Source organism: Enterococcus eurekensis, from assembly GCF_042654605.1.
Lineage (GTDB): Bacteria > Bacillota > Bacilli > Lactobacillales > Enterococcaceae > Enterococcus_I > Enterococcus_I eurekensis.
The window spans coordinates 22,184-35,480 of the sequence record NZ_JBHSGT010000067.1 but is presented as its reverse complement, the minus strand read 5'-3'; the positions used below and the strand labels follow the sequence as shown (position 1 = coordinate 35,480).

Genomic DNA, 13,297 nt, shown 5'->3' with positions numbered 1-13,297 from the left:
AAAAGTAATTGTAAGCTGCCGTGAGGCAGTTTCACATGGTTTTAATTAAAAGTATGAATTATTCAGGATATATAATTTTTGTTTTAATTGGTATGATCCAAAACATTGACTTTTTACGATAACTTTTGGGTCATACTATATTAAACACTATTGCTTCTCATCCATATTTTAATATTTTTTACTTTTGTTAAATTAACAAAGGTAATATAATTTCCCAACTCTATATACTTTAGAAATTCTAATTGAGCTTCCGTTGTCAGTGAATAGGTAACTAAACTAAATAGTTGCAATAGAAACTATTTAGTTTATATTTAAAAAAGTTTCAAAAGAAACTAATCAAATTTAGTAGCATTATCGAATGAAAAATAATACTGAAACACTTTGGAGCAAAAACTTATTCTTATCAATATTATTAATTTACTGATCTTTTTTAGTTTCCAAATGTTATTGCCTACTTTACCTATTTACGTGAAAGAACTTGGTGGAAATAATTCCATTATTGGTTTAGTTACAGGTATCTTTGTCGTATCATCTGTCATTATTCGCCCAATTTCGGGGTTACTTTTAGATAAGCTGGGTCGTCAGAAAGTTTTTGTGGTCGGACTAATTATTTTTATCTTATCTGTTCTTTCTTACTCTATTTTTTCTGTGATTGGCGTGATTCTCTTTATTCGCTTTATTCACGGATTTAGTTGGGGAGCCGTTAGTACTGGTTCAAGTACAATTGCTTCTGATAATATTCCTCAAAAACGTTTTGGGGAAGGCATGGGTTATTTCAGTTTAACGAGTAGTCTGGCTATGGCACTTGCTCCAGTCATCGGTTTATCACTTATCTCACGTTATGGCTCTGATACACTTTTTTATGTCTCAGCGTTATTGGTTACCCTTGGCTTTGCTGTTACTTTTAAACTAAAATACAAAGATACAACACCTGCTGAAAACTCACAGAAAACAAAAGGCTCATTGTATGAAAAATCATCCATCAACCCTTCTATTATTATCTTTTTTGTTTCGATTACATATGGCACGCTAACAAGTTTCTTGCCACTCTATGCAGACAAACAAGGTATCGTAAATATCGGGATGTTCTTTACTGTTTATGCGATTGCCTTATTTATTACCCGCCCATTTTTCGGTAAAATCATTGATACGCTTGGTTTTGACTTTGCGATTATCCCTGGTTTAATCTTGGTTGTGATTGCTATGGGTCTGTTATCTATCGCATCAAGTTTAAACATCTTTCTAATTACTGCTTTTATTTATGGAGTCGGTTTTGGTGCAACGCAATCGAGCTTACAAACAATGGCCATGGCTGGTGTGCCTTCCAGTCGTTTAGGAGCCGCTAACGCAACTTTCCTAACCGCTTTTGATTCAGGTATCGGTCTTGGTTCAATCATCTTAGGTGTGGTTTCATCGAGCATTGGTTATTCCCAAATGTATCTTTGGGCAGCCGCTTCAGCAATGATTGCTTTTGTCATTTACTTTATGATTGGTCGAAAAAAACAAGTCCAACTTTTAGAATAAGCGTTTTACTATCGAGCCTTAGCCCTTTCGTTGTCGTAACGAGAGGGCTTCCTTTTACAAAATAGAAACGATATAATTAAAACGAGTGTAAAGGAGTTGATTTTGAACGCTATGAAAAGTATTAGTAAATACAACGCAGCAATTTATCGTAACGGCCAAAGTATCATTAATTACAAACTAAAAGATCTAGACATCAAAAGTGGCCAACACGACTTTTTTTATGTCATTTCTAAAAATGAAGGCATTAGCCAAAAAGAATTAAGCGAGTATTTGTATGTTGGAAAATCAACCACCGCTAAAGCCGTTAAAAACCTCGTTAAGAACCATTACGTAGAAGTCAAAAAAGATGAACACGACAAACGCGTCCACCGCTTATATTTAACCAAAAAAGGAAAAGAAACCGCCCCAATCATTGAGTCGGTCTTTACAGAAATAACCGAAACCTTTACCAAAGATTTAAACGAAGAAGAAACCGAACAAACATACACGGTACTCAAGAAAATCCTCCATACAATTTATGAAGAGAAAACAAAGTTGGATGCGGATATTGATTAAAATTTTTACTGGTAAAGCGGAAAAAATGCGTATCTCCTCGTTTCATGCTAGAATTAACCTAATAAACCATTGGAGGATGATATTATGAACCAAGTACTTGTTGAAATTTGCTTACGAGTGAGAGATATTGAGGCAACTTTAGATTTTTATACGAATTTATTCGATTTTGAAGTAGCTAGTCGTAGAGAATTCCCTGAAAATAAATTTGATTTAATTTACCTAAATTCCCCAGGTTCTTCTGTTCAAATCGAACTAACTTACAATTACGATGCAGAGCCATACGAGGTTGGAAATGGCTTCAGTCATTTAGGTGTGACTGTTAGCGACTTGGAAAAAATGCATGAAATTTGTAAAGCTTCAGTTTATGAAACAGGTGAATTACGAGGACTTTCTGGTGGCACACCTACTTACTTCTTTGTGACTGATCCTGATGGTTACCGTATTGAAGTAAAACGCGCAAAATAATTTTATACCACAAAATAAATGGAGACGGTGATTTTTATCATCGTCTCCATTTTTTTATTTAAAAGTAATTCAGGATACGCTAACTACGATATAAATACGAATAAAAAAACTATTTTAAAGTTTGAATAAAATCTTTATTTTTCAGAACAGCTGAGGTTCCTTCTACATCTTCAATCATACTAACAATTAAAAATTTTCCATCTACCGTGTCATACGCTAAAATAAAACTATTCTCCTGGCCTTTAGTATCTTGTTTTTCTTTAATTTCAGCCGTTCCTGTTTTTCCTGCCAGCGTACCATCACCAGTTGATAATTGGTGTGCTGTTCCGTTAACATCTTCTACCGTTTTTATGAGTGAATTAGTTACCAATTCAGCAGCTGAACTAGAGATAACTCCTTCTTTTTTCTTTTCTCCTCCCGCAACTATAATTTGAGGATAGACGATATTTCCCTGATTAGCAAAGGCAGAATACATAACTGCTTGCTGAATCGGATTAATCAATAACTGTCCTTGACCGTATGAGGTGTCTGCTAATAAAATTTCAGATTTAATTTCATCGTTACTAATTTGGGCGGGAGTCATTGGAATATGAACGTTCATTTTTTCTCCAAATGGAAATTTCTTTAAGCCTGCCAAATATTTATCCGTTCCTAACTCCAATACTTCTTGAGCAAAATAGATATTATCCGAATATATTAATGCGGCATCCATATTCACTATTGTTGGAACCTCTGACACTCGTGTAACAAAATAATCCCCCCACGAACCATCTTTTTGCCATTTTAAGCCTGTTATTTCATGAGTTTTATCTATTGTTGTTACTTTTTCATCGATTCCAATAGCAGCTGTAATCGTTTTAAAAGTTGATCCTGGCGCATATCCTAATCCAAAGCGGGCTAAAAATGGATTAAGTGGATCTTTTGCAAGATCATCGTATTCATCTTGTGATATTCCTAAAATAAAGTGATTCGGATCGTATGATGGTGAGCTGACCACAGCTCTTAACTCCCCTGTTCCAGGTACAGTTACAACTGTTGATCCTGGTAAATTATCTAACGCTTCAAATGCGTTCTTTTGAACTTGACTATCAATCGTTAACTTAATATCTTTCCCATCTTCTTTTTTTTGTTCAATAAGCGTTTCTTTAAACGTTCCCTCTTCATTCACAATATCAATCTTGCCACCTAATTTACCTCTTAATTCTTCATCAAACTGGGCCTCTAATCCTGTCTTACCAGTTTCTTCAAAACCTGTTAATGATGGATCTTTTTCAATTTCTTCAGCCGTTGTCTTTCCGGTATAACCAATTAGTTGGGCACTAGCTTCACCTAAAGGATAATAACGTTTGTTTACCGTTTGAACAGTTATTCCTTTCGTTTCATAGGTAGTTAAATCTTCATTGAAATCCACTGTTTTAATCGGTACAAAAGAGTCTTCGTTAACCCAAGTTTGTGATAAAAAAGTGTTTAGCTTCTCTTCTGACATATCGAATTTTTTACTTATATCAAAAAGACTTTGTTGTCTTTCTTCTCCCTCACCTAATTTATTCGGGACGATACCAAATTGAGGGTAATCATGTTCAGTAGCCAGTGCTAGTTTGTTAACATCTTGTATTTCACCACGTTTAGGAAGCTCATTACTCATAAAAATTTTATCGCCTTTATCCATTTTAGAAAAGATTAAAGAGTAGTTCCAATCAATCAAATACTTCTTATTTTCTTTAATTAATTTTCCAGACATTTTTTCTTTCTCTAACTTTCCAAAAGGAGTTTCCATTTGAAATAGAATTTCAAAATTCTCTTTTGAAACTTGTTCAACTTCTCCTTTTATATCAGAAATTCCTAAGCCATTAAAAATAGAATCATATTTCTCTATTAATTTATCTTGATCTAAACCTTGCTCTAGGACTGATTCTTCTGAAACACTCTTAACAAGTTGTTCAAAATTTTTCTTCTCAAATGAGCTCACAAAATTCTCTACTGTTTGATTTTGTAATCTCTTATCATAATTTTGGTAAACCATATAGCTGATACCCGATGCAAGTAACACTAATACAGTACCTGTACCAATTATTACCTTCTTCTTATTCATATTAACCCCTCCATTAAAACATTACTATTCAGTGTAGCATAGACTGTCTATCTGTTAACAACCTTACATATTTATTCACTAGTGTTGCATGAAACATTTATTGTTTCACAGCACTAGTTTTTTCTTCTTTAAATCAAAAAAATCCTTTATAATAGGCTTGGATGACTCATCTAAGACCTAATATAAAGGACTTAACAACATGGATAAGTATAAAACAATTTCAGCATTTAATAAATGGCTTTCGCCAATAAATTTAGAAAAACTTTCGATTTTTTCTAAAAAGTCAATTTCAGCGTTTGATGCCTATCGAAAAAAGCTTGATTTTAAAGCCTTACTTTCGCTTCTTTTATACGGCGTCAACGAAGAGAGGGAAAGTTTACGTGATTTAAGTACATCATTGACTCTTTCGCCACTGCAAAAAGAAATTGGACTGGAATCAATCAGCTATTCTCAGATTTCTCGTAGCTTAAATCACTTAGATTCATGTATTTTAGAAGAAATTTTTCAACAACTTTTAGTTTCTGTGCAAGAAAAAACACGACCAAACAAACGAAATAGTCTCTATTTGATTGATTCTAGTACGTTTTCCTTAAGTAAAAAGCGCCACCCGTGGGCCGCCTTTCGAAAAACAAAATCAGGAGTAAAATTACATTTAAAACTTTGTTTCATGAACGACGAAACCTTATATCCCACTGATTTCACATTAACAAATGCCAAAGAGCATGATGTAAACCAATTGGAATTACTGGTGGATCAAGCAGAAGCCACCTACGTATTCGATCGAGGTTACCTTGATTTTGATCGAATGGATCAACTGCATCATGAAGGCTACTTTTTTGTGACTCGAATTAAGAAAAATACGAAGTATCATGTTTTCGAAGACTTTGAAACACCGTCAGAGACAGTTCCGCAGATCATAAGCGATCAACACGTCGCTCTAGGATCGAAAACGACCCTGACTTCCCGCTTTCGATTGGTCACAATCGAAGATGAAAAAGGAAAGCAGCTACAGTTTATTACTAACCGTTTTGATTTATCCGCCTCTGAGGTGTCCCAGGCTTATAAAGGTCGTTGGCAAATCGAATTATTTTTTAAGCACATCAAACAGCACATGACCATTAAAAATTTCTTTTCGCAAAGCGAGTCGGGTGTTCATAATCAGTTGATTTTAAGTATGACTGCAGCGTTATTGACCTTTTTGATAAAGGTAAAAACAAAGACAGTAAAAAGTATTTTTCAAATCAAACGTCTTTTTCGTTACGCTATTTTTCACCCATTTGAAGAATTATTCTGTCTCCTTGTTCCTTCGTGAAAGAAAAGAATTGCCGGTTACTTTCGTTTTTAGTTGAATGGCACCAAAAATTTTTCTGGAAATAGTCATCCTCTGCGTAAGCACTGTTTCTTTTTTTAATTTTTCAGAAAAGTTAATTATCAGAATATTCATACACTATTTATGCAACACTAGTGATATTTATTAATAATTAATTAATAAGATAATCATGTTTATTTTTTAACTTCCAAAGAAGCACGACAGTCAATTCAATATAAGATTGATAAAAACAAAAAATGTTTAAAAAACTTGCTAAGCTAAAAATAATTTTTGAAGATATAGAAAAATAAATAAAAGCGTTTACCAATATGATAAAATAATAAAGTAAGGCTAAATTTGAAAGGGAGGCTTTTATTATGAACACCTCAAAAGAAGAAATACAAAAATATATGACGTATTTAACTCAGACTTGGGAAAATGTGGTGAAAAATGAGATTGATGCCATTGATGCTGCATCCGAATTAATTTTTGAAAGTTGTAAAAATGGCGGTCGCTTTTATGTGTTTGGTTCTGGTCACTCACACATGGTTGCTGAGGAAATTTATATAAGAGCGGGTGGATTGGCTTATGTAAAAGGGATTTTGCCTCCAGAATTAATGTTACATGAAATGCCAAATAAAAGTACCTACTTAGAAAGATTAGACGGTTATGCGAAGAGTATGCTAGATCTGTATAAAGTTGACGCCGGAGATACCCTCCTAGTCGTATCTAATTCAGGTAGAAATAACATTCTCGTTGAAATGTGTATCGAAGCTAAGAAAAAAGGTGCTAGCGTGATTGCATTAACTTCCCTGGCACATTCAACTATTTCACCTTCAAGACATTCTTCTGGTAAAAATATTTATGAAATTGCCGATGTTACGATTGATAGTCATGCACCAAAAGGAGACGCAGCTTATCGAATGGAGAATGTTGAAGCCGATTTAGGACCAACTTCTGATTTTACTGGTATAGGTATTGCGCAAACGATTATTATTGGAGTGATTTCACGTTTAAGAGATGCAGGCCTTGAAATTCCAGTGTTCAAGAGCTCAAACTTAGATGGCGCTGATGAATACAATAATCAATTATTTGATAAGTATTACGGTTATTGGAAATAATAAATAAGATGTGATGGATTTTTATTGATCATCACACAAAAAAGACTAGAAAATTAATCTAGTCTTTTTGTGTTTGATAGCTTGTCATAAGACTGTGAATTAGATCTTGAGATTATGAATATCCCGCCTCGCCTATCTGGCTCTCCTATTCATAATCCTCGATAAACCATCTCATTTGTAATAAATATTCTTGATTATATTTAACACTAAGTTCTTTTAAAAAGGATTCTAATTGTGAATCCAATAAATTCGATTGATCAATCATATCCAAATAGCGTTGTTTTTCTTCTATTGTTGCAAGTTTCTTAAAATAACCCCAGACATGCTGATAAGTGACTCTTAACGTTTGATCTGTTGGTTGAATTTCTTCTAAATCAATTAAAATTTTTTCGTAGGTTTCTTGCTTTTCAAGCGACCAATCATTTTCTTTAGCTAATAGACGGATTTTATTATACGCCTTTTGCGAACGAGACATCACCCAGTACTTGTGCTTAGCCCAGGAAGATTGAAAAGATTTTAGGAGATTAATGTCTTGGATACTCATTCGATTCCACACCTCTAATTATTTAGTTTAATGGATTAACTATAATTTTTAATATAATTTTCTCACTTATGATACGGCTCTCCGGATCACTTCTCGATGATGATTTTCATCGGGTATAAAATTATGTTGAGTATTTTATTTTAGAAAAACTCCATACCCTTTTAATCATTGGATATAAAGCCACATGTATCTTCATTCATTTGCTGTCTCCTTGCAATTTTAATCAGAAGTTGTTTCATCTACAAAGGAGGCCATTAATTCTTTTGGTAATTGGATGAGCTGATTATTGGTGTAAAAATCTTGAACATTTTTTGGATTACTTAGTACATGGTAAAAGACCATTTCTGCACGACTGAATCCCAGACTTTCATACTTTTTTCTAAATCCATGGCTTTTTTTGCTGAATGAATATATCAGATTCTGGTTACTATTTAGTGAATTAAAGAAAAAAAACAGAAATCTTTTCGATAGAAATCTTCTGCCTCTATTTATTTTCTACTTCAATTTTTCTAACGTTCGTTTATATAACTTAATCATTTCTTCTATACCAATTTTGTCTTTATTGTTCTTATACCAGTAAACAGATTGAATCGTTACACCCATAATGATTTGTCCTTTGTATTCAGTCACGAAAGGTTGAAGTTTATTCTTACTTTCTCCTCCATTTACATGCGTTCGCAACATTTTTTGGCCATACTCTTGAACGCTAGCCATCTCTAACATAATATCTGAATTCATTTGAATACTAAAGATAAGCTCTAAAATATTGTCTGATTCATTCAATAGTTGCTCAAATACTAAAACAAAAAAGTCGCCTTCTTTTTCATTTATATTTTGAAAGGCATAATCAAAAACAAGATTCATTTTATGTTTAATAAAAAACGTTAAAAAATCGTATTTATCCAAAAAATGTTGGTAAAAAGTTGGCCGCCGAATCATCGCTGCATCACAAATTTCAGTGACAGATATTTTCTCAAATTCTTTTTCATTTAATAATCCTTCAAAATTTTCAATTAAAGACTTGTAGGTTTTTTGAATTCTTAAGTCTAAATTCTCCATAACCATACTCTCCCTTTAAAGTTATTTTACATTTTCACATAATTTGTTTGTTAATTAACAGATGCAAAAAGATGTATCTTGTTCAAATTTTCAGGTCTAGTATAATGCATAACATGACGTTTGTAAATAAACTTACTGATGTTATTTATCTATTACATGTATTTTAAATGAAAGAGGGAAAAAAATGCCAGTTATAGAAATGAAACACGTGACAAAAGATTATGGATACGGCCGTGGGATATTCGACGTTTCTTTTGAAATAAAAAAAGGGGAAGTTTTTGGATTCTTAGGGCCCAATGGTGCAGGTAAAACGACAACAATACGTCATCTCATGGGTTTTTCTAAACCTCATGAAGGTGAATTATCTATTAATGGTAGAGATTGTTGGAAAGCAGCAGCAATCATCAAATATGATGTTGGCTATTTGCCCGGTGAGTTAGCTTTCCCTAAAAATATGACAGGTGATCAATTCATTAAATTTATGGCGGAAGAAAGACAAATTACAGATATGACTCATACAGAAGAGCTTAAAGACATTTTTGAACTCGATACTTCAGAAGATATTAAAGAAATGAGTTTAGGAACTAAGAGAAAATTAGCCGTCGTGACGGCTTTCATGCATAATCCAAGCGTCTTAATTTTAGATGAACCAACGTCTGGACTAGATCCAGTGATGCAAGAACGTTTCATTCAATTTATTTTAAACGAGAAAGCGAACGGAAAAACCATTCTATTATCTAGTCATATTTTTAGTGAAGTCGATGCAACTTGTGACCGTATAGCCATCATAAAAGATGGTGTCGTTGTTTCAACGATCGAAGCGAATCAGTTAAAACAAAGTACAAATAAAGCATTTAAGATTGAATTTTCAAGCTTTCAAGACTACCAAACATTCTTGGAGGATACGAAATTTACCATCCCCATTAAAAGACCTGATCAAAATCAAGTCAAACTAAATCTGACCGATGAAAAAATGCAACAACTTTTTATAGAGTTAAGTGGTGTCAAAGTGAACTTTATTTCAGAAATTAAGTTCACACTCGAAGATTATTTTATGGACTTTTATGACCGTAAGAAAACAGTCGCTGCTGGAGAGGAGAACTTACAACATGGCTTACATTGAGATAGAACATTTAACAAAAGATTATGGAAAAGGCCAAGGAATATATGACGTCTCTTTAGAGATTGAAAAAGGCGAAGTCTATGGCTTTGTTGGTATTAATGGCGCAGGAAAGACCACAACCATTCGGCATATGATGGGTTTTATTAAACCAGATGAAGGAAATATCAGTATTAAGGGACTCGATGCGACGAAGAGTAGTGCCGAAGTCAAACGCTATGTTTCTTATATCCCTGGGGAAATTAATTTTCCTGGAAATACAACGGGTGAAGAATTCCTTAAAGAACAAATTTACTTATCAGGAAGAGGGAATTGGGACCGCGCCAAAGAATTAATCGAGTTACTTCAATTAGATGCCACAGCTAATGTACATGATATGAGTAAATGAATGAAACAAAAGACTGCGATTGTTACAGCACTCGCTTCTGATGCAGATATTTTGATTATGGATGAACCAACTACGGGTTTAGATCCACTCATGCGAGACCTTTTCATTGAACTTTTGAAAGAAGAAAAAGAAAGAGGAAAAACGATTTTTATGTCCAGTCATATTTTTCAAGAAGTCGAAGAAATTTGTGATCGAGTCGCTGTTATACAAAAAGGTAAAATTATTGATATTGTGGATATGAAAACTATTCGTTATAACAAAAATAAAGAGTACCGGATGGAATTTAAATCCGAAGAAGATTTCAAACAATTTATCAGTTTAGGCTATCAAATAAATCAGGTAAAAACAGAAGATTTACAAGTCTTTGTGCAAGTCCATGACAATCAGATTAACGAACTCATTCAAAGTCTAAAAGTATTTGACTTGGTTTATTTCAAAGAAATTAAAGTGCATTTTGAAGATTATATTACCGAAATATTCAAGGAGGAAGTCTAAATGTTATCAAAACCAATTTTTAAACAAAGTCTACAATCGAACTGGAAGCTATGGTTGATCATAACAATTGTTGCGTCAATGATCATCTCTGGTTTCATAATAAGCTATGATGCGGCAGGTTACGCTTCAATTGCGGAAGCTGCTGAAGGGACAGCTTTTTCTAATATCTTATCCACTCTAACGAGTCTATTAGGGAGTTTAGAAAACTTTTATAAATTGATTGCTGTCATTCTTGGGATTGTTTATGTAGTATTTACCGCAAATAATCTTGTGGTTAATGAGGTAGATTCAGGATCTATGGCTTACACTTTGTCAACACCTATTAAACGTTCAAGTGTTATTTTTACAAAATCACTTTACTTAATCCTTTCTGTTGTATTAATGTATACCGTCATTTCACTAGCAGGGTTGACCGCTTCCCAATTGAATTATAACAATGTGACGGGTTATGCGATAACTGAGGATGTTGAAGTAGCAGCTAAAACGTTGAAGCACGATGAAGATTATTTATCCGAGCGACTTTATCTAATTCAAGAAAATGAAGATGTTATACGTGAAGCCGCTATTGCACGAGATATGGATACTGAAGCTTATGCGATTTATTTAGAAGATGTCATTCGTGAGCGTTCTTATGAAGAAGCGGCAGAAATTATCACAGACGAGCGTTACGACATTTATGATGATGACGATGATATGGAAGATGAAGATATCGAAATTACGATGGAAGAATTAATGGAAGATCCAGGAATAATTCTAGATAGTAACGATGCCCTAGCTGCTGGTGCGCGTCTTTACGGTCTTTCAACAAATGATTATCGTAAAATTATTCTAGATGAAATGAATGACCTTGAGAGTTCAGAAGAAGCAACAGAAGAAGATGAGGAGCAAGAAGCGACAACACCTCAAAGACAGCTAACTGAAGACAATGCGGAGCTTCTGCTTCAAACAGTCATCGACTCATCCGCAACAGCTTTAAACTTAAGTAGTGATCAAGTAAGTGAAAACTTAACATTACTTAAAGATCCGGAAGCCTTAGTCTTATCTACACAAACAACCGGATTAAATGAAGAACAAATTACATCAATGGCCAATCATGCGATGGTGTCTTCCGCTAGATCGGTTGATAAAGCTTTAGAATTTGATGTTGAAACGTATCTATGGTTAAGTCTGGGGCTACTATTATTAATTCTTGCAATGAGTTCAATAGCGTTCTTCGCATCAACATTGTTTAACCGTACAGGAATGGCGTTAGCAATCGGAGGCGGTATACCTTTTGCATTCTTCCTAATTACCATGATTCAACAATTAATGGATAGTGCCGATGGTCTTGAATATATAACAATAACCACACTTTTTGACACAGATGCAATTCTTGCCGGTGGAGAATTTGGCTGGGGCTTAGTAGCTTTAGGAGCAATTACCTTTGTACTATACACCGCTTCAAATATTCTCTTTACGAAGAAAGATTTACCCCTTTAAAAACTGCACCAAAATATTTCAATAAAATAATAACCATCTCCTTACTCAGTCGATAGGAGATGGTTATTTTTTATATAGATAATAGGTTCCTTTGATTATTTTTGACTAATTATTTTAATTTCTATAAATTCATTACGAAATCTATAGTGATTATTTAAAAATGATTATAAATACAAGTACTACATTGTGATTCAAAAGCTTATTTATCGCTCAAGTACAAGTTTGTTGGTAAAATTCAACTACATATTAATCGGTGTAATTTGCTCTGATTCATAAGGAGGTTTAGGAATGGATTTAAAAAATAACCCTTCCCCTTCCGGTCGGCTAAAACGGCAACTTGGATTGGTTGATGCCATCACAATTGGTTTAGGTGCTGTGATCGGTGCGGGCATTTTTGTGGTCTCAGGTGTTGCGGCTGGCATCGCTGGTCCTGCTTTGTTAGTTTCTCTCTTTATCGCTGGAATGGCTGCAAGTTTTAATGGGTTGAGTTCAGCCCAACTGGCGGCTCGTTTCCCTAATGCTGGAGGTACCTATGAATATGGTTATGAAATGATTCATCCTTTAGCTGGTTTTTCAGCAGGATGGATGTTTTTAATCAGTAAGTTGGCTGCTGGCGGAGTCGTTGGGTTAGGGTTTGGCTCTTATATGCAACGTTTTTTTCCCACTCTAGATATACGATGGACAGCAACCATTGCTTTAGTTTTATTAATTACAGCAAATCTTGCAGGAATCAAGAAAGCCGGGATGTTAAATCGAGTGATTACCACGATAACAATCAGCTCGCTATTCTATTTCATTATTTCAGGAGTCGCTGTATTTAATCTTGACAATCTTCAACCTTTTGCTCCCTTCGGTTTGAAAGGAATTGCAGAAGCTAGCGGCGTTCTCTTTTTTGCTTTTACTGGTTACGCTCGTATTGCTACCTTAGGCGAAGAAGTTAAAGAACCTCAAACAACGATTCCTCGCGCCATTATCATTACACTAATTAGTTCAATCATCCTATACAGCTTGATTGCTTTAGTTGCCTTAGGTGCGATTGGAGCAGCTGGAATGAGTGCTAGCAATACGCCTCTCTTCTCTAGTGCTACAGTAATGACCACACCTTGAGTGCTAACTATCATTATAATTACAGGAACGACTGCCATG

At 34.3% G+C, this 13,297-nt stretch carries 14 protein-coding genes; 10 read left to right on the top strand and 4 right to left on the bottom strand.

What is annotated here, in order from left to right; all coding sequences use genetic code 11:
- Positions 1-381: 381 nt before the first annotated feature.
- The 3 genes from ACFO3L_RS11340 (at position 382) to gloA (ending at position 2,544) form a co-directional block, all read left to right on the top strand.
- Entirely contained in the window at positions 382-1,524 is a 1,143-nt protein-coding gene (locus ACFO3L_RS11340; protein WP_379967629.1) for an MFS transporter, read from the top strand.
- A gap of 111 nt (positions 1,525-1,635) precedes the next feature.
- Positions 1,636-2,079: a MarR family winged helix-turn-helix transcriptional regulator gene (locus tag ACFO3L_RS11335; protein WP_379967635.1), complete on the top strand. Its 444-nt coding sequence runs from the start codon at positions 1,636-1,638 to the stop codon at positions 2,077-2,079.
- A gap of 84 nt (positions 2,080-2,163) precedes the next feature.
- Positions 2,164-2,544, top strand: a complete 381-nt coding sequence (gloA, locus tag ACFO3L_RS11330; protein ID WP_379967626.1) for a lactoylglutathione lyase — start codon at positions 2,164-2,166, stop codon at positions 2,542-2,544.
- A 109-nt stretch (positions 2,545-2,653) separates the two neighbouring features.
- On the opposite strand, the gene pbp4 is transcribed toward gloA, so the two are convergent.
- A complete protein-coding gene (gene pbp4, locus ACFO3L_RS11325; RefSeq protein ID WP_379967623.1) occupies positions 2,654-4,636 on the bottom strand; it encodes a penicillin-binding protein PBP4(5) in 1,983 nt (660 codons plus the stop codon).
- Between the two features lie 199 nt (positions 4,637-4,835).
- On the opposite strand from pbp4, the gene ACFO3L_RS11320 reads away from it, so the two are divergent.
- On the top strand, positions 4,836-5,948 hold the full coding sequence (locus ACFO3L_RS11320) for an IS4 family transposase (protein ID WP_379967620.1): 1,113 nt from the start codon (positions 4,836-4,838) through the stop codon (positions 5,946-5,948).
- A gap of 374 nt (positions 5,949-6,322) precedes the next feature.
- A complete protein-coding gene (locus ACFO3L_RS11315) occupies positions 6,323-7,066 on the top strand; it encodes an SIS domain-containing protein (RefSeq protein WP_379967617.1) in 744 nt (247 codons plus the stop codon).
- Between the two features lie 145 nt (positions 7,067-7,211).
- On the opposite strand, the gene ACFO3L_RS11310 is transcribed toward ACFO3L_RS11315, so the two are convergent.
- From ACFO3L_RS11310 to ACFO3L_RS11300, 3 genes are all read right to left on the bottom strand, one after another.
- Complete coding sequence (locus ACFO3L_RS11310; RefSeq protein WP_379967614.1) at positions 7,212-7,541, bottom strand: DUF1722 domain-containing protein; 330 nt, start codon at positions 7,539-7,541, stop codon at positions 7,212-7,214.
- 288 nt (positions 7,542-7,829) lie between these two features.
- Positions 7,830-7,952, bottom strand: coding sequence for a hypothetical protein (locus ACFO3L_RS11305; protein WP_379967611.1), 123 nt, complete (start codon positions 7,950-7,952; stop codon positions 7,830-7,832).
- Between the two features lie 153 nt (positions 7,953-8,105).
- On the bottom strand, positions 8,106-8,669 hold the full coding sequence (locus ACFO3L_RS11300; RefSeq protein ID WP_379967608.1) for a TetR/AcrR family transcriptional regulator: 564 nt from the start codon (positions 8,667-8,669) through the stop codon (positions 8,106-8,108).
- Positions 8,670-8,853: 184 nt separating this feature from the next.
- Between ACFO3L_RS11300 and ACFO3L_RS11295 the strand changes: the two genes are divergently transcribed.
- From ACFO3L_RS11295 to ACFO3L_RS11275, 5 genes are all read left to right on the top strand, one after another.
- Positions 8,854-9,792 carry an ABC transporter ATP-binding protein gene (locus tag ACFO3L_RS11295; RefSeq protein WP_379967605.1) on the top strand — a complete coding sequence of 313 codons (939 nt, stop codon included), beginning with the start codon at positions 8,854-8,856 and terminating at the stop codon, positions 9,790-9,792.
- Positions 9,779-10,177, top strand: coding sequence for an ATP-binding cassette domain-containing protein (locus ACFO3L_RS11290; RefSeq protein ID WP_379967602.1), 399 nt, complete (start codon positions 9,779-9,781; stop codon positions 10,175-10,177). Before ACFO3L_RS11295 ends, ACFO3L_RS11290 begins: the two co-directional genes overlap by 14 nt.
- Positions 10,178-10,672 carry an AAA family ATPase gene (locus ACFO3L_RS11285; RefSeq protein ID WP_379967599.1) on the top strand — a complete coding sequence of 165 codons (495 nt, stop codon included), beginning with the start codon at positions 10,178-10,180 and terminating at the stop codon, positions 10,670-10,672.
- Positions 10,673-12,151, top strand: a complete 1,479-nt coding sequence (locus ACFO3L_RS11280; protein ID WP_379967596.1) for an ABC transporter permease subunit — start codon at positions 10,673-10,675, stop codon at positions 12,149-12,151.
- 342 nt (positions 12,152-12,493) lie between these two features.
- Entirely contained in the window at positions 12,494-13,258 is a 765-nt protein-coding gene (locus ACFO3L_RS11275) for an APC family permease (protein WP_379967593.1), read from the top strand.
- Positions 13,259-13,297 lie beyond the last annotated feature (39 nt).